Source organism: Rhodoligotrophos defluvii (genome assembly GCF_005281615.1).
Classification (GTDB): Bacteria; Pseudomonadota; Alphaproteobacteria; order Rhizobiales; family Im1; genus Rhodoligotrophos; species Rhodoligotrophos defluvii.
Genome location: NZ_SZZM01000001.1, coordinates 1,737,596 through 1,762,676, shown reverse-complemented (window position 1 = coordinate 1,762,676; position 25,081 = coordinate 1,737,596). Strand labels below are relative to the sequence as shown.

At 61.7% G+C, this 25,081-nt stretch carries 21 protein-coding genes and 1 pseudogene; 9 read left to right on the top strand and 13 right to left on the bottom strand.

Annotation, left to right across the window (positions count from 1 at the left end; all coding sequences use genetic code 11):
- Positions 1–2 precede the first annotated feature (2 nt).
- Positions 3–989, bottom strand: a complete 987-nt coding sequence (locus tag E4P09_RS08385; protein WP_137389031.1) for a TRAP transporter substrate-binding protein — start codon at positions 987–989, stop codon at positions 3–5.
- Positions 990–1,114: 125 nt separating this feature from the next.
- Between E4P09_RS08385 and E4P09_RS08380 the strand changes: the two genes are divergently transcribed.
- The gene (locus E4P09_RS08380; protein WP_137389030.1) at positions 1,115–2,167 is read left to right on the top strand and encodes a GlxA family transcriptional regulator; all 1,053 of its coding nucleotides are present in this window, start codon (positions 1,115–1,117) and stop codon (positions 2,165–2,167) included.
- A 3-nt stretch (positions 2,168–2,170) separates the two neighbouring features.
- On the opposite strand, the gene E4P09_RS08375 is transcribed toward E4P09_RS08380, so the two are convergent.
- Positions 2,171–3,109 (bottom strand): bifunctional helix-turn-helix transcriptional regulator/GNAT family N-acetyltransferase, encoded by a 939-nt coding sequence (locus tag E4P09_RS08375; RefSeq protein ID WP_137389029.1) that lies wholly within the window; start codon positions 3,107–3,109, stop codon positions 2,171–2,173.
- 235 nt (positions 3,110–3,344) lie between these two features.
- On the opposite strand from E4P09_RS08375, the gene E4P09_RS08370 reads away from it, so the two are divergent.
- Both E4P09_RS08370 and E4P09_RS08365 read left to right on the top strand, forming a co-directional pair.
- Positions 3,345–4,706 carry a DUF2254 domain-containing protein gene (locus tag E4P09_RS08370; protein ID WP_137389028.1) on the top strand — a complete coding sequence of 454 codons (1,362 nt, stop codon included), beginning with the start codon at positions 3,345–3,347 and terminating at the stop codon, positions 4,704–4,706.
- Positions 4,687–5,145, top strand: coding sequence for an MgtC/SapB family protein (locus E4P09_RS08365; protein ID WP_428977689.1), 459 nt, complete (start codon positions 4,687–4,689; stop codon positions 5,143–5,145). The genes E4P09_RS08370 and E4P09_RS08365 overlap by 20 nt, the downstream gene beginning before the upstream one ends.
- A gap of 209 nt (positions 5,146–5,354) precedes the next feature.
- On the opposite strand, the gene E4P09_RS08360 is transcribed toward E4P09_RS08365, so the two are convergent.
- Positions 5,355–9,107, bottom strand: a complete 3,753-nt coding sequence (locus E4P09_RS08360) for an autotransporter family protein (protein ID WP_137389027.1) — start codon at positions 9,105–9,107, stop codon at positions 5,355–5,357.
- Positions 9,104–9,322 (bottom strand): hypothetical protein, encoded by a 219-nt coding sequence (locus E4P09_RS08355; protein WP_137389026.1) that lies wholly within the window; start codon positions 9,320–9,322, stop codon positions 9,104–9,106. Before E4P09_RS08355 ends, E4P09_RS08360 begins: the two co-directional genes overlap by 4 nt.
- 1,736 nt (positions 9,323–11,058) lie before the next feature.
- Here E4P09_RS08355 and E4P09_RS08345 point away from each other — a divergent pair.
- A complete protein-coding gene (locus E4P09_RS08345) occupies positions 11,059–11,523 on the top strand; it encodes an L-2-amino-thiazoline-4-carboxylic acid hydrolase (protein ID WP_137389025.1) in 465 nt (154 codons plus the stop codon).
- A 146-nt stretch (positions 11,524–11,669) separates the two neighbouring features.
- Positions 11,670–12,342, top strand: a pseudogene (locus tag E4P09_RS08340) (IS5 family transposase); the annotation flags it as partial.
- Here E4P09_RS08340 and E4P09_RS08335 read toward each other — a convergent pair.
- From E4P09_RS08335 to E4P09_RS08310, 6 genes are read right to left on the bottom strand one after another with little or no spacing between them, the layout of a single operon-like run.
- Complete coding sequence (locus E4P09_RS08335) at positions 12,339–13,634, bottom strand: amidase (RefSeq protein WP_137389024.1); 1,296 nt, start codon at positions 13,632–13,634, stop codon at positions 12,339–12,341. The pseudogene E4P09_RS08340 and the gene E4P09_RS08335 overlap by 4 nt on opposite strands.
- Positions 13,634–14,812: an oxamate carbamoyltransferase subunit AllG family protein gene (locus E4P09_RS08330; RefSeq protein ID WP_137389023.1), complete on the bottom strand. Its 1,179-nt coding sequence runs from the start codon at positions 14,810–14,812 to the stop codon at positions 13,634–13,636. The genes E4P09_RS08335 and E4P09_RS08330 overlap by 1 nt, the downstream gene beginning before the upstream one ends.
- A gap of 35 nt (positions 14,813–14,847) precedes the next feature.
- Positions 14,848–15,453 (bottom strand): NAD-dependent dehydratase, encoded by a 606-nt coding sequence (locus E4P09_RS08325; RefSeq protein WP_137389022.1) that lies wholly within the window; start codon positions 15,451–15,453, stop codon positions 14,848–14,850.
- On the bottom strand, positions 15,450–16,346 hold the full coding sequence (locus E4P09_RS08320) for an NAD-dependent epimerase/dehydratase family protein (RefSeq protein ID WP_205042041.1): 897 nt from the start codon (positions 16,344–16,346) through the stop codon (positions 15,450–15,452). Before E4P09_RS08320 ends, E4P09_RS08325 begins: the two co-directional genes overlap by 4 nt.
- Before the next feature lie 15 nt (positions 16,347–16,361).
- Entirely contained in the window at positions 16,362–17,339 is a 978-nt protein-coding gene (locus tag E4P09_RS08315; RefSeq protein ID WP_137389021.1) for a PDR/VanB family oxidoreductase, read from the bottom strand.
- Between the two features lie 23 nt (positions 17,340–17,362).
- Positions 17,363–18,538, bottom strand: coding sequence for an aromatic ring-hydroxylating oxygenase subunit alpha (locus tag E4P09_RS08310; protein ID WP_137389020.1), 1,176 nt, complete (start codon positions 18,536–18,538; stop codon positions 17,363–17,365).
- 181 nt (positions 18,539–18,719) lie between these two features.
- Here E4P09_RS08310 and E4P09_RS08305 point away from each other — a divergent pair, with 181 nt between their 5' ends.
- Positions 18,720–19,643 carry a LysR substrate-binding domain-containing protein gene (locus E4P09_RS08305; protein WP_137389019.1) on the top strand — a complete coding sequence of 308 codons (924 nt, stop codon included), beginning with the start codon at positions 18,720–18,722 and terminating at the stop codon, positions 19,641–19,643.
- A 21-nt stretch (positions 19,644–19,664) separates the two neighbouring features.
- Here the strand turns inward: E4P09_RS08305 and E4P09_RS08300 are convergent, their stop codons facing one another.
- From E4P09_RS08300 to E4P09_RS08290, 3 genes are read right to left on the bottom strand one after another with little or no spacing between them, the layout of a single operon-like run.
- Entirely contained in the window at positions 19,665–20,972 is a 1,308-nt protein-coding gene (locus tag E4P09_RS08300; protein WP_205042040.1) for a TRAP transporter large permease, read from the bottom strand.
- A gap of 10 nt (positions 20,973–20,982) precedes the next feature.
- Positions 20,983–21,510: a TRAP transporter small permease subunit gene (locus tag E4P09_RS08295; protein ID WP_137389017.1), complete on the bottom strand. Its 528-nt coding sequence runs from the start codon at positions 21,508–21,510 to the stop codon at positions 20,983–20,985.
- A gap of 6 nt (positions 21,511–21,516) precedes the next feature.
- Positions 21,517–22,518, bottom strand: coding sequence for a TRAP transporter substrate-binding protein (locus tag E4P09_RS08290; protein WP_137389016.1), 1,002 nt, complete (start codon positions 22,516–22,518; stop codon positions 21,517–21,519).
- Between the two features lie 285 nt (positions 22,519–22,803).
- Between E4P09_RS08290 and E4P09_RS08285 the strand changes: the two genes are divergently transcribed.
- From E4P09_RS08285 to E4P09_RS08280, 3 genes are all read left to right on the top strand, one after another.
- The gene (locus E4P09_RS08285; RefSeq protein WP_137389015.1) at positions 22,804–23,478 is read left to right on the top strand and encodes a phosphoribosyltransferase family protein; all 675 of its coding nucleotides are present in this window, start codon (positions 22,804–22,806) and stop codon (positions 23,476–23,478) included.
- Positions 23,475–23,606, top strand: coding sequence for a hypothetical protein (locus E4P09_RS26685; RefSeq protein WP_275406452.1), 132 nt, complete (start codon positions 23,475–23,477; stop codon positions 23,604–23,606). Before E4P09_RS08285 ends, E4P09_RS26685 begins: the two co-directional genes overlap by 4 nt.
- A 1,040-nt stretch (positions 23,607–24,646) precedes the next feature.
- A complete protein-coding gene (locus E4P09_RS08280; RefSeq protein ID WP_137389014.1) occupies positions 24,647–24,847 on the top strand; it encodes an ATP-binding cassette domain-containing protein in 201 nt (66 codons plus the stop codon).
- Positions 24,848–25,081 lie beyond the last annotated feature (234 nt).

Below are 25,081 nucleotides of genomic sequence, written 5' to 3'. Positions count from 1 at the left end.
CGCTACTGAGGCCGCGCCGCCTGGATGCGCTTGATGAGATCGGCGGCTTCCTCGCCGAGCTCGGCCGTCTCCTCTTCCCAGATCTGCTGGGAAGCCGCCTTGAACGCCTCCATGTCGGCCTCGTTGACCTCCATGCCCTTCTCGCGGACGAGCGCGACGATTTCCGTATCGCCCTTCTCGCCGAACGCGACCGATGCCACCCCCGCTTCCTTGGCGGCTTCAACCACGACCTGTTTCAGATCCTCGGGAAGCTGCTGGTAGCGCTGCTCGCTCATCAGCAGGAAGCCCGGCTGATAGATGTGATTGGTCAGCGAGAGATATTTCTGCACCTCGTAGAACCGGCTGCTCTGCACCTCGACCAGCGGGTTCTCCTGTCCGTCGAAGGCGCCGGTCTGGAGCGCCGTATAGAGCTCCGGGAAGGGAAGCGGCGCGGCATTGGCGCCCCATGCATTGAAGATCTTGATGCGCAGCTTGCTGCCGGGGGTGCGCATCTTGATGCCCTTCAGGTCCTCCGGCTTGTTGATGGGGCGAACGTTGTTGGTCATCTGCCGGAACCCGGCTTCGTAATAGCCGATGGGACGCAGCCCTTGCTCCACCAGACGCTCGCGCACCTCTTCGCCGATCTCGCCGTTCAGCACCGCGGCCACATGGGCCCGATCCGCGAACATGTAGGGCAGCGCGAACACGCCGAGCAGCGGATCCACCACCGTGATCGGCGTCTCGATGGTGGCGATGTCGAGCGTGCCCGACTGCATGGCCTCCATATTGGCGTCCTGATCACCGAGCGCGCCGCCCGTATAGATCGTCACGCCGATCCGGCCGCCGGACCTCTCCTCGGCCACCTCCTTGAACTTCTGCAGCGCCACGTCCTGGATGCCGCCCGGCGCGCCGATGGTGGCGGCCCGCAGCGAAACTTCCTGCGCGGGCGCCGCGGCGCTCGTTGCGAGCAATGCGGCCAGCGCGACAATACAACTGGATAGCTTTTTCATCTGCCGCTCCCTCACCTGTTTTTCGAGTTCTCTTCACGGTTGCGCATCAGCCTAGAAAGGCGCGCGGCGGGGTTCTAGAATAAGTCGGACACTGATTTGTAAGATCCGGACCTTTGGTGAGGGCCATGGACAAGAGAGTGTCGGCAGCATCCCCGAACGCGGCCCCCGGGCGGCGCGAGCCGCAGCTCCGAGTCGGGTTCGTGCTGCTGGAAAGATTTACGCTGAATGCCTTCTCGGGCTTCATCGACGCTTTGCGGCTGGCGGCCGACCGCGGCGGGCGCTCGCGCCAGATCCATTGCGGGTGGGAGATCATGGGCGCGGCCGACGTTACCGCGAGCTGCGGCCTCAGGGTGCATCTCACCGGCCAGCTGCGCGATCCTGCGGAGTTCCATTATATCGCGATCTGCGGCGGGAACAGCTACCTCGAGGCCAACCATCCGGCCTGGCTCGATGCCTATCTCCACAGGGCCGCCGAGCAGCAGGTGCCGTTGATCGGCATCTGCACCGGCACCTTCAACATTGCCCGGTCGGGATTGCTGAGCGGCTATCCGGCTTGTGTTCACTGGAACGTCATCGAGGCCTTCCAGGAGCAGTTCCCCGACATCGAGGCCTGCTCGGACCGCATCTTCCTCGATGCGGGCATGCGGATCACCTGCGCCGGATCGGCCGGCGCGGCCGACCTCGCCCTGCACCTGATCGCGAGGCACTGCGGGCCGGAGCTGGCGCAGCAGGCGGTGCGTCACATGATCCTGAGCTCCAGCCGCCCGGCCGGCTCGCCGCAGCCGCACATGTATCACGACCTCGGCCATGTGAGAGACCACCGGGTCCGTCACGCCATCGCCCTGATGGAACAGTCGCTCAATCAGCCGCTCACGATCGCCGACATCGCCGATGAGGTCGGGCTGAGCCTGCGGCAGCTGGACCGGTGCTTCCTGAACAGCATCGGCATGGCGCCCGGCGCCTATTTCATCGAGCTGCGCCTCCGCTACGGCGCTTCGCTGCTCAAGAACACCGGCCAGAGCGTCACCGCCATATCGCTTGCGGCGGGCTTTGCCGACTGCGCCCATTTCAGCCGCATGTTCAGGCTGCGCTATGGGGTGACCCCCACGGCATTCAGAGGATCGGTCGGAGAGGCCGCCCAGGGTCTGCGCGGCATCGCTGCGGCGCCTCACGGCTGAGCTTCACAGCTTCAGGACCCAGGTCTGGCCGATGAGGTCCTTGCCGAAGGAGTGGTGCGGCTCCTCCTTGGCCAGCCGAAAGCCGTGAGCCTCGTAGATCTTGCGGGCGGATGTGAGGATGCTGTTCGTCCAAAGCGTGATTTCACGATAGCCGCGGCTCCGTGCAAAGCCGATGCACTCCGCGACGAGCCTATTCCCGATGCCGAGGCCGCGCGCGGCGGGCTCGACATAGAGCAGCCGCAGCTTGGCCGTCTCACCACCACCATCGGCCAGGAACACCGAGCCGACGATCTCGCCGCCTCGCTCGGCGATCCAGCACCGTTCTCGCTTCGGATCGAACTTCTTGAAGAACTCGCTCGCGATCTCGGCAACGAGGGCCTCGAACGTCTCGTCCCAACCATATTCCTGGGCATAGAGCACCCCCTGCCGATGCGTGATCCAGCCAAGATCGCCGGGCACCGGAGGACGCAGGACGTAAGGCACCTTTTCTTCCTGCGCTCCCGCCAAGATCCGGATGATGGTCTTCATCGCCTTGACGAGTTGCTCGCGGTCGCCCGGATGGAGGGGCTCGATCATTGCAAGCACTTCGTCCTGGGAGGCCCGGTCCAAGGGAGCGAAGGCACGACGTCCCGTCTCGGTGAGCGAAAGGATCAACTGGCGCCCGTCCGACGGCGCCGGCCTTGTGCTGACGATGCCCTCGGTTCTGAACTTCCTGACGATGCGGCTCAGATAACCCGGATCGATACCAAGGTCGCGAACGAGGTCGGCCGCCGTCAGTCCCTCTCGGTGTGCCAGCTCGTAGAGCACGCGCGCCTCGGTCAACGAAAACTCGCTTGCGAGAAGCCTCTCCTCGAGCAAGCCGAGCTGGCGGGTGTAAAAGCGGTTGAACGCCCGTATCGCATCGACCTGATTGTTGCCTGTCGGCCACCCATTCGTGTTCACTGCACGGCACCTCCAGCATGGGTCGGAGACAGGTTATCTGTTTTATTGACTGAGTCAATTATTTACATGACAAAGTCAATTTCATTGGCGTGCTGTGCCGACGCCATAGAGCATTTTCGAGCGAAGCAGATGCCGGTTCGCGAAGAAAATGCGACCAGGCAAAAGCTTAGAAGCGGACCCGCTCTAGGCGCGGCCATCCGTCGGGCCTGGATCAGTTCTCACCTGCCCAGCGTTGATGGGTATGGATCGCGTCCGCAATCTCCTCGCGCTGCTGCGCGGTCAGCTCTGGCCCATCCCGGCCGTATTCAGCCTCGCCGCGGTCGGGCTGGCCTATATTCTCCTGAATTTCGGCAACCGCCTCAGCCCGGCCGTCAACGGCAAGCTCTGGTGGCTGTACAGCGGCGAGGCGAGCACCGCGCGGGATCTTCTCGGCAGCCTGCTCTCCGGGATGATGACGATGACGTCCCTGGTGGTTTCCGTCACCTTCGTGATCCTCACCCTGGCGGCCAACCAGCTCGGGCCCCGGCTGATCTCCATCTTCATGGCGGACCGGCAGATACAATCCGTATTGGGACTGTTCATCGGCACCATCCTTTACATCATCCTGGTGCTCAGGACACTCGACGATACCCTGGGCGTGGAGGGCGTGCCGCATCTCGCGGTTACCACCGCAAGCGTCCTGACCATCCTGTGCCTGCTCGCCCTGCTGTTCTATATCCATAAGATCGCGCGATCGATCATCGCGGACAACGTGGTGGAGGCGGTCTCTCAGGAGCTGCAAGAGACGCTGCGGCACATCTTGCCCGAGAACCATGGTGACGGCGAAAAGGGCGCGGAGCGCTCCTTCCGGGGGGGCGCTTGGCCGGTCGGCATCGGACAGGCCGGGTATCTGCAGGTGGTTGACTACGCGCGCCTGGTTTCGCTGGCCTGCGAAGAGGATGTTCAGCTGGCAGTCAAGGTGCGCGCCGGGCATTATCTTTTGCGTGAGGGAGAGCACGTTGCCGTCTATGCCGGGACTTGCCCGAGCGAGGACCTGCGCAAGCGGATCCGCTCGGCCTTCACGGTCGGCACCGAGCGCACGCCTGCTCAAGATCCCGAGCATGGCGTGCGGCAGCTGGTGGAGATCGCGACCAGGGCGCTCTCCCCGGGTATCAACGATCCATTCACCGCCAAGGCGGTGATCGATCGGCTGGGCGCAGCCTTCGAGGAAGCCCTGGCGCGCGACAGTCAGCCGTCTGCACTCTGCGACCGGAACGGCACGCTCCGGCTGCTTGCAGACCGCAGCGATATATCAGGCCTGCTCGATGCCGCGTTCGATCCGATCCGGCAGGCAGGGGCCGCTCATCCTGCAATCCTGATCCAGATTGCGCGGGTGACCGCCGATCTCTCCGCAGCTATCAGGGAACCCGCGCAAGCCGACGCCCTTCTCGATGAGGTTGCGAAGCTGGCAGAGACCACCTCGCTCGGGCGGTTTGCGCAACGCGACCGGAAGGACATTGCCGATGCCATCGAACAGGCGCGCGGCGCGCTGATGAGAGCGGCGGAACGGGTCCGTCAAATCGATATGGAGAAGGACGGTGCCGGAGTTCGGCCTTGATCTGGACCTCATCATACATGACGCCATGCTGGTGTTGATCGCCTTCGCCCTGGCCTTGCCGATCGGGTGGGAGCGTGGCCACGGCCGGCACAGCGTGGGCTTTCGCACGCTGCCGATCGTCGCCATGGCGGCCTGCGGCTTCGCACTGATCATTGCCGCGAACGCGCCCGGCAGCGCCGAGGCTCAGGCCCGTGTCCTGCAGGGCGTGATCACCGGCATCGGCTTCATCGGCGGCGGAGCGATCCTCAAGCAGGGCCGGAACGTCAAAGGCCTGGTAACGGCAGCCAGCATCTGGAATGCCGGCGCCATCGGCGTCGCCGTCGGTTTCGGGCGCACCAACATCGCTGTGGTGCTCAGTCTCATCAACCTGATCAGCCTGTCGGTGCTGACTTATCTCAACACGCAAGACGAAGACGGTGACGGGGAAGGCAAGGATTAGAGTGCTTCCGTTTTTCCTTGTCGAGCTCCCGGCCAGGTCGTTGCCGATGATCCCCGCGCAAGTGACCTCACTCCAACCGCATCCTGGCCTGGCGAGTTATGCTAGTGGTGAGATCAACCGTCGAAGGAGTGATATTGATGTGTCCATAGCAGGGTCGCTCGGTGAGGCGGGAGCCCGCTGCTGAGCTCCCGCAGCCAAGTCGGCGTCCGTCAGAACCACCAGGTGATGTTGCCGTGCACCCCATGGTCGGTGGTGTTCTTGCCGAATTGCCCGCTATAGCTTACCCCGAAGCTGCCTTGCGGACTGATCGCCACGGCAATGCCCCCATCCACGGCCAGTACATCCCGGGCGAGCGGCACCCCCTGGATGGTGAACGGCGAGCCGCCCGCGAAATTGAACGTCGCCGTCGGCTGCTTATCCCCGAATAGGTGCCGCCAGGCTACCATGCCATGCACGGCAGCCGGCAAGGAGGCCAGGTCAAACCGTGCAGCGCCGCGCAATCCAACCGTGGTGTAGGTCGCCTCCTGCTCCTCGCTCTCGGCGCGAAGGGCCGCCACCCCACCATCCTCGGTGAACCGGTCGCGGTGCAGGTTGACATAGCTCGCTCCTGCGAACGGTTCGAACCCGATCGTGCCGAACGCGACCTGATAGCCGATTTCGCCGAATGCCTGTGCGGTCTGCGCCCAATAATCGGCCTCAAGATCCTCCGAGAATCCGAGGAACGTGGCCGACCGGTCGGTTTCGAAATCGTGCCAGCTATAAGCCCCGCCGACGCGCAGGCCAAGGCCGCTCCACTGCCAGCCGCCATAGACCGCCACATGATAGTTGTCGCTGTCGGCCGATGAGGCACGCGCATTCACCTTATAGGCGCTGCGGCTGTAGCCGCCCATGACGCCGGCGCGAAACGCCTCGGCAAAGCCCATGTCAAAACCTCCGAACACGCCGGCGATCTCGCGCTTCAGGCTCGCCGCGTTGCCGTTCCCGTCACGCTTGGCCCAAGACCCGAAGCCATAGGTCCAGAGCCTTGCGCTGGGTAGCGGCTGGGGCGCAGGGATGAACAGATCCGCCGCCGGCGTGATGCCTGTGCCATTGGCACCGAGAGCAGGTCCCCCCGCCAGCTGCCTGGTGTCTAAGGCGCCGAGCAGATCGCCCCGCAACTGGCCGAGGGCAGCTTCCTGTACGAACCGGGCATCATTGATCAACATGCCTTGCATCGAAGCATGCATCTCGCCCGAGATCATGTCGAACGCGTGCACGGCGTCGGCTTCCGTCGGCAAGCTTACGATGGCATCGTAGAGGGCGTTGCCCGACCCGAGGCTTTCCGCGCCGTGCCCAGCCGAGCACTGATTGTAGGTCTCGGACACATCACAGAAGGCGATCTGGCTGCGGACGATATCGAGATAGACGTTGTTCGGGTCATAGCTCAAGGTGAGGTCCACAAAGGGCATGTCCTCTTCGAGCGTGTCGAACGTGCCCGCTACCCCGCCGGTGGCACTGACAATGGTGTAATGGCTGCCGGGCAGATAGGTGCCGGGCGCTTTGCTCACCGAAACAACGCCGCCTTCAATCGCGGCAATACCCGTTGCCTGGATCTCATCGCTGTTGCCGTCCGGATCGATATCGACAGCGTAGATCGAGCCATCCTTGAAGGTGATGTCGCCGGAGACATGCAACGTGGCTATGGAGGTGCCAGCCGTGCCTGGAGCTATGGTCGCGTCCTTCTCAACCGTGGTGGTGCCGACCGTGCCGGTGCCGCTCAGGGTGCCTCCGGCGTTGACCGTCACCGTGCCGCCGAGCGATCCAATCACCGACAATATTCCGCCGGAAATTGTGGTACCACCCGTATAGCTGTTGGCTGCCGTGAGCACGAGCGTCCCAAGATCAGTCTTGTTAAGCCCGCCGGCGCCGGTCAGTTCCGCCCCGATGACAGCTGTGAAGCCCGCACCGGCTGCGCTGCCGTCGCCCACGCGGATAATCGTACCCGCTTGCGCGAGGGTGATTGGATCGCCCTGAATCTCATAGCCATCCACGGCGAATTGCATGCCCGTAACCGCGACATCGCCGGCCCCGTCGTCGACAGTGACCAAGCCTGGGGCACCTTGGAAGATGGCGAAGCCGGGCTGCGGGCGCATCGGCCCATCAGTGATGCCGTTCTGGTCGGTCCAATTGGGTGCGACCGTGCTCCAGATGCCATCGCCTCCATCGATTTTCCCGTTCCCATGCTTGCTCGGATCGCCGCCATCCCAGAAATTCAGCGACTGACCGGCCTCACTGACAAGGTTCACCTGGCCGACGACCGCGGTTTGGACCGAGAGCTCGTCAGCATTGACGCCGAACGGTGTGCTTCCAATCTCGAGGCCCTCGTCGGTGAGCGCGCCATCATAATGGAAAATCCGATAGACGCCGGGCCCGAAGCCGCCGGCGTCGGCAACATTGAGCGTGCCATCCAGCGTGAGGTCTCCGTCAACGTGGAAGAGCTCGGTCGCGTTCGGCGCTCCAAGCGAAACATCGATATTCGCGCCGCTGTCGAGCGTGAGATCGCTGCCAAAGGTGAGGGTCTGACCCGCCTGGCCGACAAGCGTGCCGCCCGAGGCTATGCTGGCGGAGCCGAGCACGGTGCCCGTTCCGCCGAGGGCACCTCCGGACTCTACGTCCACCGTCCCGTTTAGCGTGCCTTCGACCGACAGCGTGCCCTCCTGAACGGTCCACGGCGTCACCACCGCCGATGTATCGGTCAGCGTCCAGGTGCTGCTCCCGGTCTTCTCATAGACGCCGAAGCCCTGATATTTTTGATCTGGTCCAATCTCCGAGAGGTCGAAGGTGGAGTCCGTCGCACCCCCGAGCCTCAAGGTGTCGGCCGTGCTATATGCGGCAACGTCACCGACAATATTTGAGCCATGCCACAGCTCCAGGACATTGGTGCCACCAGTAAAGGTGATTGCATTTCCGTCGGAGCCATTTGCTGTTGGACCGGCTGCACCGGTGCCGCCAACGATTGTGCCGCCATTCTTGATGACGAGGTCGGCACCAGTAATGCCGGCCCCTCCATTTCCCCCATACGCAGAATTGGGCCCGGTTGCCTCGCCTCCATTGCCACCCTGAATGGTCCCCGTGTTGATGACCGTAAGACCGCTGCCGTTGACACCGGCACCTCCGTGACCGCCGCGGCTGCTTAGAAAGCCGGTTCCAATACCGCCATCGCCGCCCTCGATCGTTCCGCTGTTGGTTATAGTTCCGCCACTGCCATGGATACCTGCCCCTCCGTCACCTGCGACCACCTCGGTGGCGCTGGCCTGCCCTCCAGTGCCACCCTGGATGGTTCCCGTGTTGCCAAGCGTTACATTGCTGCTATTGACACCGGAGCCTCCCTGCCCACCAGTTCCGCTCGCTGCAAGGCCCATACCCCCTTCGCCGCCCGTCAATTTTCCGGCATTGCTGATCGTCAGATCATTCCCCGCGATCGCATCACCGCCAGCGCCGCCATGCGCCGTGCCAGGCGTCTGCTCGCCGGAATAGCCACCGGTGCCGCCCTGAATGGTTCCCAGATTGGTGATCGCAGCGCCATCACCGTCTATTCCTGCGCCACCATCACCTCCATCCCCGTTCCTGCCGTTGTTTGAGAAGGTAAATCCGCCTTGACCGCCATCGCCTCCGGTTATGATCCCGCCGTCCTCATTGTTGATAACCGCAGCAGGAACGGTAACTGCGAGCCCAGCACCACCATCGCCGCCCCGTCCGCCATCCGCCTGTGATTCGCCTGACCGGCCATAGCCACCCGGGCCGCCACTGCCGCCCGTGATGGTCGAGTTGTTCCTGATCGTTCCCGCACCAGTGACAAGAAGGCCGTGGCCGCCTGCGCCGCCGCCCCCGCCAGCACCGCCGGTGGTGCCGGGACCATATGCCCAGCCGCCGCTTCCGCCGGCACCGCCAGCCGTGCCGGTGACCGCATCATCGATGGTCATGCTGCCTGTTGCCGTGGCCCCATGGTCGCCTCCTGCACCGCCACCGCCGCCACCGCCGCCTTCGCCCGGCGCGGTCGCATCAGCACCGTCCATTCCTGGAGCGCCACCCGCCACGCCACCGGTGCCATCACCGCCCGAACCACCAGCTCCTCCCCCCGGGCCGCCGCCACCCCCACCGCCGCCGCCACCTGGGCTTGCCGCGTCCTGTGGAGCATCGCTGCCATCCGCTCCAGACTGGCCCAGGCCCCCGCCCGCACCACCGGGAACGGGGATGGGTGGATTGTCGTAGTAGCCGTTCCCGCCCGCACCACCCATGGGCTCGGCCGCCGCGGGACAATCAGGTAATGCCGCCATTATGGTGATGGGAGCAAATGCAAGAAGGATCGCATGAGCCGTACCCGACAGCAGACGGGGTCGCTTCAGCCGTCCATCTGAACCGCTTTGAGGAGTAGGCTGCAGACATGTACCGCTCCTGGCTCCAATCCGTACAGCGGTCAGTGCGTCGTGTTCAGCCTTGGTGATCTGACAATCGGTTTCGTTTGCTAAATGGAACCCTCGCATTCTGTTTACCTCGCAACACCCGACCACAGTCATTGAGACGCGCGGAACCGACCGCTGCACGCATGCGCAACGGGTGATCGCCTCAGTGGCGCCACTGATTCGCCGTGAAATGTTCTCACTATACGGTTGAGTGATTTGCCTATTCTGTCAACGAGAACGGAATTTCTTTCGCCGCAACAGAGCCGTGGTTGCGCCAGCGGTGTTGCCGCAGTGCGACACTTGAGCAATCTATCTTTGTACGGACTCTTGAATCCAAGGTAAAGCAAGAACCATTATCGTTAACAAAGAGGATCTCTAATAGATTTTCTCTTATGTGGATTTTATACTGTATCAAAATAATTCATATATCATTTTTTTGGTGCACGACCTGATCTCTCTATAGCACCTAGCGGGCGATACATTTTGCCAATTTCTTGAAATCTATTTCGATAAATCTGCAGAACGCAACCATTATGCGGATGCTCAGCCGGTTATAATTCGTGATTACAGTTAGATATATTCATGCTGTTCTGTTATATATATAATGGCTAGCAATAGATTTGACGAAGATGATGAGAATCAGCATAAATGTATTTGTCAGCTTAAGAGGCGAATATTCCCCCACCCAATCGCTAGAAAAGCTGGGAAGTTGGACGGCGCCCTGGTTCCTTCGGCCGGGGCGCCTGCTCCCTTGGCACGGTTGCTGAATACGTGCGTTAGGCGAGCACAAGACGGCGCTCAGCCATCCTAGCAAGGTCGGCCGGCAACTGCTTTCCGCTTAAGAGCCACTAGCCACCCCACGGTCATGGCGATCACGGCGATATCGACGTTGAGGCGCCATATTCGACAGGGGTCGAACCGACCGGCGCAAAGCCGGCGCATTTCGTTGAGCTGCAAGGCAATATCGCCCAGTGGTTCGACGGTGAGTTGCCTGAAGGCAGTTCCTCCACGCTCATCGGCGGCACGGGACTACAGTACTTCATCGGCAACTCTGGACCCGACCGGGTTCTGATTGTCGAGCCGTCCGGTGGTGAGAGCGGCTTCCAGCTCGTGCCGCTTCAGCCTTCCACGGTGTCATAGATAGGCGGTGGTCGTGCGTGACCCGGGACCACGATCTCGCAAACGCTGTATCGGGAACAGCACAGCGCTATCGAATGACGAGAGCGCGAAGTGCTAAAGGTGCAACTAGGCCGCGTACTGATAAGATTAGGAAGCTTGTTTACGGCGCGTTTGATGTCCGCTTGTTCCCCAACAGCGGCACAAAAGCGGACATCGTAGGAGGTCCGAGAAGGGCCAGGAGCTGACCCTTCTTGATGGTGAAAGCTCAACATCGTGCCCGTCGGATGATAAGTTCGACTCGGAGACAGGCCGGTCCGCGCCCTGACAACCGGCACGCTAGAGGAGGCGACGTATGGGCATCCCCGTCATAGAACAAGCCAAGATACAGGCTCAGGTCTTAGTTCCTCTCGTCAAGGCCCTTCAGGCGGAATTGGGCAAGGAACGCGCGAACGCGCTTGTCCGCAAGACTCTAGGCGACGTTTATCGCCGCCTCGGCGAACAGTGGTGGCGGGCGAAAGAATCCACGCACGTGGGAGAGAACATGGCGTTGGCGTTTGCCTCGTTCGCCAAAGGTGACGCCGTTGAATACAGTGTTCGCGCGCAATCGCAAGATACCTATGAGATCGATGTCACTGGATGCCGGTACGCACAGTTCTACAAGGAGTTGGGTGAGCCTGAGCTTGGATTCTTGCTGGTCTGCAGCTCGGACTTCCCGTTCGCCGAGGGTTTTGGCTCCGACATAAAGCTCACGCGCACACAAACCATCATGCAGGGCGCGAGCCACTGCGATTTTCGCTACAGGCGACAGAAAGACTGATAGTCGCATTCGGGTCAGTGGCGGAATAACTCAGGGTGAGGGTGAGCACAACGAGTCCTCTTCTGGGAGGATAGCTCCCGAAAAGCACCGTGGCAGAGCCAGTTGAGACCGCTTCCCAGTTCGTGATTCAAGCCCGCAAGCCAAGGGACCGTCGTGTCCTTAATGGCATTTTCTGGGTTCTGCGCTCTGGAGCGCCTTGGCGCGATTTACCTGCTGGCTTTGGCCCCTACACGACCTGCTACAATCGCTTCGTCCGTTGGCGCCGGGCGGGCGTCTGGAGCCGTATCATAGACGCGCTCGCCGCTGCCCACGATCCGGCTGTCCAGATGATCTACACTTCGATCGTCCGCGTGCATCAGCATGGAGCATGCATCAAAAGGAATCAACGGCAGTTGATGGGGCGATCACGGGGTGGATTGACCAGCAAGATTCATGCGGTCGTAGATGCCAACGGCTTGCCGGTCCGCCTCGCACTGACACGGGGCGAGGCACACGACAATCGGCTTGCCGGAAAACTCTTGTCTTGGTTGAAGTCCGGATCAATGTTGCTTGCCGACCGTGGCTATGACGCCGATCAGAGGGCTCGCCATGCGGCGTGGCGCATGGGCTAACATCCCGCCAAAACGCAATCGCAGTGATCCGATCAACTTCAGCCCCTATCTCTACCGCGACCGCAACCGGATCGAGCGCTTCTTCAACAGGATCAAGCAATGCCGTCGCGTTGCAACGCGCAACGACAGGCTGGCTGCCAATTACCTTGCCTTCGTACAGCTTGCGTCCATCAGACTGTGGCTACGCTCTTATGAGTCCACGTCCTAAGCTTTCACACTGAATACCTTCAATTCGAACCAGGCTGCCAACCCAAGCAACCGCTCGTCCTGGCGCGTCAAGCCGATCAATTGCACACCTAGAGGCATCTCGTTCGGATCCCGCAGCCCGGGGAGGGCGATTTGGGGTACACCGATCAACTGCCAGGGCCGGCTCATATGGGCGGATCCAGTGAAGTCCGTGCCGCGTGGTGCAGCATCCGGAGCCGCGGGTGCGGCAATGCCATCGAAACCGGCGACCGCTTCCGCATAGGTGCGGATCATGCCGTCACGCCGCTCCAGCAGGTGCAGGTACTCTTCCAGCCCCATCGCCTGGCCGACCTCCAAGAGCTGCAGGAGTTGCGGGCCAAGCTCGCTGCGACGGCTCGCGTATTCGGAGGCCAGCGTGCGTGCGGCCTCGAACGCCATGATACGCTCATGTGTCGCAACGGCATCGTCCATACACGCGAGCCGGTCGGTTTGCACAATCTCGACCTCATGCTCCTTCAGCCTATCCGCTACCGTCTCCATGGCAGAGGTCATGGAAGGCGACACCTCGCCAAACTGCTCGCCAGACATCAGCAATATGCGCCTTGGCCGGCATGTGTCGGGACGCCCGTCCGATCGCCCATCGAGCAGCAGGCGGTGGATAAGCGCGGCGTCGGCGACGCTCCGCGTGAGCATGCCCAGCGTGTCGAAAGAGGGGCTCAGCGGCATCACGCCGCGCAGCGCATGCAGACCATGGGAGGGGACGAACCCCACAACCCCGCAGTAGGAGGCCGGGCGGATGGTGGATCCCGCCGTCTGGGAGCCGAGCGCGACTGGCACCATACCGCAGGCAACGGCGGCCGCCGAGCCGCTCGACGACCCGCCCGGCGTATGCGTCTGCCGGTGGGGATTCGTGGTCTGCCCGGGCTGGAAGTAGGCAAACTCGGTGGTGACCGTCTTTCCAGGAAACTCGGCACCGGCCCAGCGGAGCAGAGCCACACAGGATGCATCGGCCGTTGCCATGCGTCCGCGATAAATGGACGAACCCCGCTCGGTCGGGAACTCGGTGGTGTCCATAATGTCTTTGACGCCGACCAGAAGTCCCTTGAGCGGCGATTGCCCGTGCGAGGCTTGCCGCGACCGCCAGCCCGCCATGAACGCTTTCCGGTCAGGGCGGTGCTGCCAAGCTCGCACACGAGGCTCGAGCGCCTCAATCCGGTCCAGGCAGCTCTCCACGATGTCGCCGGCCTGACATGTCCCGGCCTCGATCGACCCTAAGGCCTCCACGAGCGATAGATCGGCAAGATCCTGCGCCATCAAATGCACTCCCGGAGCGCTTGTGCGAAGAGCTGTGGCGGTACGTCCACCACGCCCCCGCCGATCCGACCGGCGACCCCGGCGCGGTCGATCATCCCAAGAAGCACGAGCGGGCCGACATCAGCTTCCGCCGCAAGTGCCGCGCTTGTGACCGCCCGACGGCCCAGTCCAGGCAGTTCACCGGCAAGAACGCTTCTGGCCCTGTCGCCGGCATTCTTCGGGAGGTAGCCGGAGAGCGCCCTGGCAACCTCCGGCGCGGTCGCCAGTGCCTGCGCGCCGAGTCCGAGAAAATCGACCAGGGCGCTGTCACCCACAGCACCCACCGCGCTTCTATCCCGGGCGGTGGCATCAACGGGTCCGAACGGCACCGGCGCCGGCATCGTGACCCAAACGCCAGGCCGGCCGGCGAGCTGGATGCCGAAATTCTCGCCATTGCCGCCAGCACGCGTCACCAGGGTGCAGTTCCCTGTCCCTTCGGCCGAACGCAGCATCAGCGCCGCCGCACCCATCCAGAGGTTGAGGGCGAAGGCGGGCGACGTGTCCAGGAACGCGTGCACATCAGGCGGAGAACGCTCGTTTCGCCCGCGAAGGGCCGCCGCTATGGCCGCCGAGCCGTGGACGGTTCGCGAATGGCAATCATCGCCCCGGGCGAGCGCTTCACCCATGAGCGGCAGAAGCTCGATAGGTTCCTGAAGAGCCTCTTCTAGCCAAGGGGCCAGTGTCCCCCCAAGCCAGCGCAGATGACCGGGCAACCGTTCGTCACGCATCCCGAGGCGGGTCGCGTGTCGCTGGCCCTCGTTGACGGCTGCAAAAAACGTTGCGGAGCGGTCCTCAAGATCAATCACTTCAAGAACCGGCATGGATGGCGACAGCACGCCGGCCAGCGGGACCACACAGGCGCAGTCCTGCGCAGGCACCATATTGATCGCGCCGCCCGCGAGAAGCGCTTCCGCCTCGCTCCAGCTTGCGGCCCAACCTTCATAGATGCAGGCCGCGCAGAGGGAATTCCGGACTGGAGCAGGGATGCTCGCCCGATCGCGGAAGGGTGGGCCCGCGTGAAGCACATATCGGCCTTGGAGCCCGCGGACCGCGTCCGAAAGCCTGCGCACCCCCGACCATGCTGGCCGTGCGGCGGCAATTTTTGCAAAGCCGAGCCCATCTGCAGCGCTGAGTTGCATGCTGCCGTCCTCCCCTGGTGCCGGGTTGTTCCTGCTCAGAACCGAACCCAGGTCTCGCTATGAGCCAGGGCAGCCGACTGCACGCGACGGTCGAAGAAGTCGCGCTCGACCGTGTTGCCGCGGACGCGTTTTCCGTTCACCGAAGCCCAGGCCGAGGATGCGGGCTGGAAAACGCTAAACATTTCGTGTCGGCCGGTCTGCGATCGTTCGGGCGGAACATCGACCGCAAAAGGCTCGCCGAGACCTTCCCAGCAGAGTATCGCCTCGCCCCCTGCATGCGTCGCCTTTTCGCACAGGAAAGTGGGATATTCCGCCTCTGTGGTGAAGCGCGCGTCCGTTACCAGGACCATCTTGTCCAGGGCGACAGCCTGGCGGAAGAGACCAAACTTCCGCACGAAATCGTCGAGCAGAAATCGGCTGAGCGGCTCGTTGTCAGTGAGGCAGAGCCTAATGGCCCCAGGATCCTCCCCGGTATACGGGTTCTCCAGGATAAGGATGGCATGGCCCCTGCCGAAGCGAGAGGCCACGATGCGGAAAAAGAGGCACAGGCTCGACCAATCGCCTGCGGGATCTTCCTTCAAATAGATGTACGGGTTGTCTCCGGTCCAGTCGACCACTCCATTGCGCACAGTGTCCGTCATGTCATCGGCTCCCCTTCAACAATCACATCCGTGTTCCACTGGCGACGCAGCGACGGGAAATCGGAGGTTGGCTGCCAGCCCAGAAGCTCCCGTGCTCTGCGGTTCGAAAAGATCGCCGCGCGCGGCATCGTTTGATAGACATGAGGATCGGCAATCGGCGGAAGCTCGCCGAAGCGCTCCCGGTACCAATCGAGCGTCGGCTCGGGGCGGCACGTATCATCGGCGCCGACGAAGAAGACACCGTAGCGGGGCCCGTCGGTCTCCAGCGCCGCCCGGAACGCCCGCGCGGCATCCTCCGCCGTCACGTAGTAGAAGAGCCAGCTCCGATCGGGGGCATCGATGAAGTCGAGGAAACCGCCGAAGGACTCCTGCATGATCACGGCCATCGGACGCAGGCAGATGACGTCCATGGACGTCCCATGGACGAAGCTCAGGCCCATCTGCTCTATGATCTGCTTACTGACGCTGTAAGCCTGCACGGGCCGGTTCTCGTGGGCCTCGTCCACCTGCAGATATTGCGGACGCCAGTCGCGCCTCATTTCGGAGAGGCCGCAGGTGGAGATGCTGGAACAGAGCACGGTCTTCTTCACCCCTGCCTCGGCTGCCGCCTGAAGCACGTGCCAAGACCCAAGCGTGTTGACGCGGATGTATGTCTCGGGGGCTGCCTTCCAGTCGAAGTCGATCGCGGCGAGGTGAACGACCGCGTCCGCGCCTTGGAGGGCACGGCGCACCGAATCGAGGTCGGTCACGTCTGTCTGGATATGCGGCACATCCAGCTTCCCGGGTTCGAGATCCGCATTCAGCACGTCGAAATAGGGTGTCAGCTCGCGCAGAACGTAGGCGCCGACACGGCCCGAGCCTCCCGTCACGACCACCTTTCGTATCGTCATCATCACCCCCGTTTCGTTCTAGATGTCCAGGACAAGCCGGGCGCTGCGAGCGCGAGAGACGCAAATCATCATGTGAGTCCCGGCCTCGCGCTCCGCCGCGGTAAGAATGGCGTCCCTGTGGTCGGGCACGCCGGAAAGCACACGCGTTTCGCAGGTTCCGCAAATCCCGTCGCAGCACGACCAGTCCACGTCCACACCGGCCTCTCGGGCCACTTCGAGAATGGATTGGCCCGGCGCCACGATCAGCGTCACGCCCGTTCTCGCGAGCACGACCTCGAACGTCCCGGTATCATCAGGCCCTATCCTGTTATTCGGGTTTTGAAATCGCTCCAGCGTGAGTTGCCAGCCGCTACCCGCCTGGTTCATCGCCTCCAGATCATCGAGTAGGCGCTGCGGGCCACAGGCATAGACCTCATGCTCCAGGGTCAGTTTGGCCAGCAGATCGCATAGGCGGAATCGCCCCGCTTTCTGGGAATCGTGAAACACGACGCGATCGCGGTCGAGCCCGGCGAGCTCCTGGCGAAAAATCATCGAGGATTCCGTCCGCGCTAGGTAGACGGCTTGCCAGTCAAGCCTTTCCTCCGCCGCCTTGCGCATCATGGACAAGAGCGGCGTGATGCCGATCCCGCCGGCGATGAAGAGCGGTTTTCTCCCGCCGGAGAACCGGAAGTTGTTGCGCGGTCCGCGAACCCTGATCCTGTCCCCCTCCAGGACGTGATCGTAGAGATATTGCGATCCACCGCGGCCCTGCTCTTCGCGAAGGACTGCGATACGCCACACGTGCCTGTCCTTGACGTCGCCACATAACGAATAGTGGCGGACGAGCTCTTCGCCCCTCTTCGGGCTGAGAATGAGCTCCACGTGGCTGCCTGGCTCCCAGGCAGGCAAGTCGGCACCGGATGCATCTGCCAGATCGAACAGAGCGATGTCATGCGCGGCGTAGTCCTTTCGAAGCACCGTCATCAGGCGCGGGGGTTTGTCCGATGCGGCGATCATGCTTTGGCTGCTGACGAGACAGGTCACCGGCCCGCATACGCCCGGTAGCGCCCTATCAGCCAATCCTGAAGCCTGACCATGACCTGCTCGTGCGAGGTCAGATGCCCCCGTGGTGCGAAGCGCGAAAGCATCCCCGCCTGGTATTTGCCCCAGGCCTCTACGTCCTCCACCATCACGGGATAGAGATCCTCACGCTCCATTTTGAAGGTTTCCTCGAAAGTCGGCATATCGAGGGTGGACTGGGGGAACAACCAAGACACGCCGAAGCTGGAGGCCATTGGCCCGTTGGGAAGCCAAAGAAAATACTTCACCTTGTCGGGCATGGTGACGATCAGCAGGTTGGGTGCCACGGTGATGTAGCCGAGGCGGGAGCGTTCGGCCTCGGTCAGGCCGGGCAGGATGGGATGAAGGGCCTTGCCCGTGCGCGTTGGTACGGCGTCCAGCGTGGTCCCGACCAGATTGTAAGCTATGATACCCTTTTCGAGATCGTTGTATTCGGATTCCTCGTCCACGGCGGACTGGGGGACCGGGAACATCGCACCGAAGGACTTGGCGTGCAGATGAGTGCAGTGGTAGCACTCATCAGAATACATCTTCCAGTTCCATGCATATTGCTCGAGCTCGAGCGGCGTATGGGCCCTCAGCTCCGCCAATCTGAAATTAGCAAGCTGTTCCTCAAGTCTGGAAAGCCGACCGGAGATCGGCGGCAAGTCCTTGTTGAAGGTAACGAAAATAAAGCCCTGCCATATCTCCGAACGGATTTGCGGAAGGCAGACGGTCGATCGGTCGAAGCTTGGATCATCGGTAAGACCCGGCGCGCCAATGAGCCGGCCGCTAAGGTCATAAACCCACGAATGCATGGGGCAGCGGAGGCGGCGCAGGTTTCCGCGGCCTTCGGTGAGCAACATGCCTCGGTGCTGGCAGACATTGGAGAGGACGGAGATCTCGCTTTCCGTGCGGCGGACCACGACGAGCGGCTCATGGCCGACCGTCACGTTGTAGTAGTCGCCCGCATTGGGAATGTCGGTTGCCCGACCGATGCAGAACCACTCGCTGCCCCAGATGGCCTCGAACTCGAACGTGTAGAAGTCCGCGTCCTTGAAGGTCGCCGGCGGCAGCGACACGGGGCTCGGACTCCGCGCGGTGCTGGCATCGAACTCCGACAATGGAATGGGGCACGAAATCCGTTGGATCGTCATCGGCTTGCTTATCCTCGGCCCTAAGTCGCGGCGCCAAGCTCTCACGGCGCCCGTCATGCTCTGCTTTTGCCAATGACATGGGCTTTTGGGAATTACGCACTTCTAAATTAGTCCTTCGGATTTGCCTATTGATGCCCCGAGCGATATTCAGAAGAGAGCAAGCCGTGGGAGGGACCGGGTGATGCGTTTTTCACTGCGACAGTTGCAATACTTGGTGGCAGCGGCGGAGGCCGGCAGCATTACACGGGCGTCGGAACGGATCAGTGTATCCCAGCCTTCCATATCGGCCGCCATCAGCCAACTCGAAACCGAACTGGGCATCACGCTCTTCGTCCGGCAGTTCTCACAGGGTATGTCGCTGACGAGGCCAGGCGAGCGGGTCTATCTCGAGGCGCGGGCAATCCTCGATGCTTGCGAGCGGCTCTATGAAGTGGCCAACCAGCACGGAAGCGAGCTTCACGGTTCGATCAGCGTGGGCTGCCTCCTGACATTGGCGCCAATGATCATGCCGGGCCTCTGCCATGAGTTCTCGGTACGCAATCCTGGTGTGGAGATCAGTACGTTCGAAGGCAGCCAGGATCAGCTCATAAGCATGACAAGGCGCGGTGAAATCGACATCTTAATCACCTACGACATCCATATTCCCGAGGATTTGGAATTCACCCAGCTCGTCGCCCTTCCGCCTTACATCTTGATGGCGCCCGGTCATCGTTTTGCGACCCGCGCCGAGATATCGCTGCACGACGTCGGGTCCGAACCCTATATTATGCTAGACCTTCCCTATAGCCGCGATTACTTCCTTTCTCTGTTTACCGCAGCCAACGTGACTCCCAACATCACCAGGCGCAGTTCGCAGCCGGAGGTGGTCCGCACGATGGTGGCCAACGGCTATGGCATATCGGTTTTCGCCGCGCGGCCCTACAACGAACGGGCGCTGGATGGGAAACCCGTCGTTGCCATTCCCCTGAGCGACGAGGTTCCACGCCTGCCTCTGGGCTATGCGCTAAAGCGGCAAATCCGCCCAACACGGATCGTATCTGCCTTCGCCCAGCACATCCGTGGACAGATCAGGGAAGGGCATATTCCGGGAATGCGGGCCGCCTAGCCTAGGGAGGCTTCCCGTTCGTCAGGGCATCAGGCTTGGCAGGAACAGGGCTATCCGAGGTTCAATGGCGAGGATGGCCACGGCCAGGCACATGACCAGGAAGAAGGGAAAAGCGGCCCACGACACCTCGCCCAGCGGCTGACCGGTTAACCCCTGAATGACGAACAAGTTGAAACCCACTGGCGGCGTGATCATACCCATCTCGACCATTAGCACGAGAAAGACCCCGAACCAGAGAGGATCGTACCCTGCCTGAACGACGATCGGGAGCGTGATAGGCAGACTCATCACTACGATTGAAATGCCGTCCAGGAACAGGCCCAACACGATATAGAATGCGGCCAGCATCAAGAGCAGCGCCAGTGGCGAGAAGTTCGCCTCAGCGATGGCGTTAGCAATATTCATCGGAATGTGCAGATAGCCCATTGTCGATGACAAGAGGGCAGCAGCCATCAGGATGGCCACGACCATGCACGAGGTGCGGACGGCTGACATCAGCGATTCCACGAGCACCTCCAGCGTAAGGCAGCGCATCATGTAGGTCAGCAGGATTGTCGCCCCCACGCCCAGTGCTGCCGCTTCCGATGGCGTGGCCAGGCCGGAATAGATGCCGCCCAGCACGATCACGATGAGTGCGAAAATCGGCAACAGGTCCACAAAGGAGCGGCCGAGCTGCGCAAAGGTGAGGGATGTCACGCCCTTCGGTGCGAATTGCGGGTGAAGCACGCATTGGAGCATGATGTAGCCGGAGAAGAGCGCCGCCAGCATCAGTCCAGGTAGAACCCCGGCGGCAAAAAGCCTCGCGATCGAAACCTCTGCAAGCACACCATAGATGATCATGACGATAGAGGGCGGGATGAGGAGGCCCAGGCTTCCCGCACCTGCGAGCGATCCCACGGCAAGCGGCGCGTAATATTTCCGTTCAGCCAAGGCCGTCGTGGTGATCTTGCCGATCGTTGCGGTCGTTGCTGCCGTCGACCCGCTCATGGCGGCAAAGAGCGTGCAACCCATCACGTTGGTATGCAGCAGGCGTCCCGGTATGCCTTCCACCAGTGGCGCAAGTCCCCGAAACAGTCGTTCTGAGATGTCCGTGCGGAAAATGATCTCGCCCATCCAGATGAATAGCGGGATGGCCGCCAGTTCCCATGTCGTCGCGCTCTTCCAGAGAACGGACCGCGCGATGACGCCAATCCTGTCCGGCGAAAAATCCGCTATGACGCCGAGGCCGAAGACGGTGACGAGAAGCAGGCCTGCGAAGACCCAGAGCCCCATTCCCAGCGCAAGGATCAGGAACGAAAGAAGCAGAAATGCGGGAAACAAGGCGTCCAACGGCGTTTCCTCATTGTCCATCCGGCGAGGGGACCAGGGACGCCCGCGGCGAGGGCGATCCCACCAGGACCCGCAATGCACGAGCCACAAGCTGCAGGGCGAAGATGCCCAATCCGAGCAGAACGAAGCCTTCGGGGATCCAGAGCGGTACCTGGGCAATGGTCTCGCTGACCGCGCCGCGCGCCCAGTTGCGGCTGATGGAACGCCAGAAGTAGAGGCAAAGGAACAGTGTCAAGGCGAACGAGGTGCCGATGCAAAGCAGCTCGACCAGCTTGCGCAGCGGGGAATCGCCCAGTCGCGTCAGCAAGAGATTGACGCGAATGTGCCCCTCGGTCTCGAGCGTATAGGCCAGGGCCATGAAGCTGGCGCCGGCGATCCCGTAGCCGACGAACTCCTCCAGCACATAGGTGGAGCGCGAGAACGCCACCCGCAAAAGGATCTCTAGGAGAATATGGCCAGTCATCGCAACCACCAGGATGGCAGCGATCACCGCGCCCGCGCGCGAGATCCAGCTCACCAGGTCTAAGACGACCTTCATGAGCATTTACTCGCCGGCTTGGCCGAGGCGCGCGCGATATTCGGCGATGAGGCGTTCTCCTTTTTCACCGGCCGAGGCGGCCCAGGCTCGGATAACCGGCTCGGCGAGTTCCCTTAGCTTCTCGCGGTAGCCGTCTTGGACGTCCTGAACCACGGTAACACCCCGTTCGCGGGCCGTCTGATATCGCCGCTCGACAACTTTCTCGATCTCTGTCCAGAGATAGTCTTCGGTCTCCTTCGCCGCCTCGATGACTGCCGCTTGATGCTCCTTTGACAGACCATTCCACGTATCGAGATTCATCGTAACCATGTTGATGGTGGAATCGTAGTTGAGCTGAGTGAAAAACTTGAGGTAGTCGTCGAAACTCGCGCTGATCCCCGATTCGATCGAGGTCAGAACGGCATCGATGCCGCCGGTGGACACCTGCGGGATGATGTCGGCCCAACTCAGCTGGATCGGCGCCGCTCCTGCAGCCTGGAACGCCCGGGTGCCGTTGACGTCATAGGTGCGTAACTTAAGCCCCTGCAACGCCTGCATCGAGTCCGCGGGCGCTCGGCCCCAGAGCCCGCTCTGCGGCCATGGCGAAGCGTAAAGAAGCTTCTGATTGTGCGCCGCATAGACTTGCTCATAGTAGGGCTTAGCCACTTCGTAGAGAAGTCGAGCCTCTTTGGCATTCGCCGCCATGAATGGCAGGGACGACAGCAGGAAAATGGGATCGATCCCGCCTAGAGGCGGCACGAAGGTGTTGGCGAGCACCACGGCGCCGTCAGCCACGGCATCCAGCTGGTCCCGCGAGCGAAATCCGAGCGACCCTCCGAAATGGTGTACGATCTTGATCTGCCCGTCTGACTTCTTGTGCAGAAGTTCGCCGAAACGGCGGTCGCCCTCTCCCTGAATCGATGTTGCCGGATACTCGTTCGGCATGTCCCAGACATGGTTCTGCGCGAACGCTTGGTCAGCGGCCATCAGCGCAACGGCGCCCAATGCAATAAGAAGCAACCGTTTCATGGAAGTCCCCCCTTCCTTTTTGTGCCAGACTTGGCCCACAACTCCGGTGGGGCCAGCCCAAGGCAGATTTTTCTGTGTGACCGGTTAAGTCTGTCCACTCTCCAATAGTTCGGGAATTACAATGTTACGAAGGTGACCTTCGGATTTTTCTATCGCGCGGAGCCGATGGCCGGATCTTCCGCGATCGCGCCCGCATCTATGCCCACACCTGCAAGCTTGCCTGGAAGGCATCGTCTGGATGCCGCCTAATCTAAGACTTATACTGTTCGTACGAGGAGGGAAGAGATGCTCTCGGCAGAAAAGATGCGACAATACGCGGAACGAACTCGCCGGATTCTCGATCAATCGGGGGCAATTCTGTCGGACGATCATTTCGTCTATGATTCCGGCCAGCACGGGAGTGGCTGGATCGACAAGGACGTCATCAACGAGCGCCCAGATCGCGAGGATGGTCTTTGCGCAATGCTCGCTGATTTGATACGGGACCTCGATGCGGAGGTGATATGCGGGCCGGCAACAGGCGGGCTGATCGTCTCGCAATGGACCGCCCATGCGCTGGGAGTGCTTTCTGTTTTCGCTGAGCACAGCGATCGGCCTGCGTCAGCCCCGGGAGGGCCACTCCGAGCGCCATTCGTGCTTCGCCGCGGCTATGACAAGGTCGTGAATGGCAAGCGGGTCGTCGTGGTCGATGACGTGGTCAATACGGGCCTTGCGATGCGCGAGACTGTGGATGCCGTTTTGCAGTGTGGGGGAACGGTCGTTGCCGCGGCCGCAATAATTACCCGTGGCAACGCTAGACCCGCCGATTGTGGCGTTACCGACTTGCGTTACCTCCTCGAGTGCAAAATCCCATCGTGGCCCGCGGCGAACTGTCCCCTCTGCAGGGCGGGAGTGCCGGTAAATGTTCAGTATGCGCATGGTGCGGATTTCGTTGCTAGGCAAGCGCAGGGAAGGAGATGAGCGGGCCCAGCAAGCTGCTTACCAGGTCGCTTGGGCATTCCAAGCGGAACCCGCTCAAGCCGTTCGTGGTGCATCTCGATCCACATGTGGAAGAGTATGACATGCCGCAACAGCAGACCCATAGCTGAGCTCAAATCGTCTGAGCAACACGAACCCGACTTGGGGCCTAAATCAGCTCATATACTACGAGGTTGCGCAACTAAGCACGAAAGCCCGCCGGACCGCAGCGGGCTTTTCCCTAGCACCGCCATGTCGCGAGCGCATGGAGAATGCGCGACGATGGGGCTGGAGCCCCCTGCCGGGAGTATTGACAAGGGATATCCCGTCGGAACGCAAGGTTTGCAGCGCTGCAAGGATACGCTTGCTAGCAGCCGCCAGGTCATCAGTAAGGTAGGAGTACCGGCGAGCGCCTCGGCCACTCTGGGACAGAAGAGCAGCCAGTGAATTGCGCTTGCTGCTTGACGTGCTGACAGACCGGACATTTCGGATGTGCCGCCAACACCAGTTCGTTGTGGATTGCATCCCTAACTTCTTGGGGCGTCCACATAGACCCATCCGTCTTTGACCAGGCGCTCATCTGCTCAAAAGCCCGGCACTCCGCGTCGTGATCTCCAGTTCTGATGGTTACCTCAGGGTGGATCGGGCAGTCCTTGATCGCTCCGGCCAGGACCAATGTGTCCCGAACGGCATATTCGAGATCGTCAGAACAGCGCATGGGTCCTCTCCCCCATTGTCTGTGTACGCCCGTCACCTCCACGGGCACAACACAGAACGGGAAGATCATCCGAGCGGTTTCATTATCGGTGACCCACTAAGTCACACAGGTAACAAAGGGTTGGTGAAATCAGCAGGCTTGTCTCTATCACGGCCTCACATAGAAAAGCACGTGCGATCGCCCCCGTATCAGGTACCCGAGCTCCGTAAGCCGGACCAGCTCTCTGAAGCCGATACGGCCATAGCCTGAAGTGCTCGAGCCCTCGCAGAGCGCCTCAGCGAGTCGTGGCCTATGCTCGAAAATGTGGTGCACGCGATCAAGTGTCATTCGCCCGGATTGTATGGGTGTCATTTTGGCGGTCTGTTGCATCGCCATCGAGCTCGTGGCTTGAGCCATGGCCTCCGAGCGCACCGCCACACTGGATAAGCCTGCCACCGCCAGGGAACGCAGCTGATGGATATCACCTTGAAGGACGTTTCGAAGCACTTCGGGCGCAATGCGGTGCTGGAGGGCATCAATATCGGCTTTCGCGCGGGAGAGGTCGCAGCGCTCCTGGGACCTTCGGGATCAGGCAAGACGACGCTTCTCAACATCATTGCGGGGCGAGTTCCAGCAAGCAGCGGCAGCGTGATCACCGGCCGAGGGGCGATGTAAATTCCACTCTCGACCGGCCGGGGTCGGTGCGAATTCTCCGGGCGCAATTCATCCGGGAACTGCATTTCTGGCTGCTTTTCAGGTCGGCACGGCGGAGACATTCGCAAACTCGGCGTAACCGACAGCCGCGCGCATCGCATCGCGCGCGCGGTGGCGCTCATTCGCGGGAACTTCGCCAAGCCGATCGGGGTACAACAGCTGGCGGATGTCGCCGGCATGAGTGTGTCCTCCTTC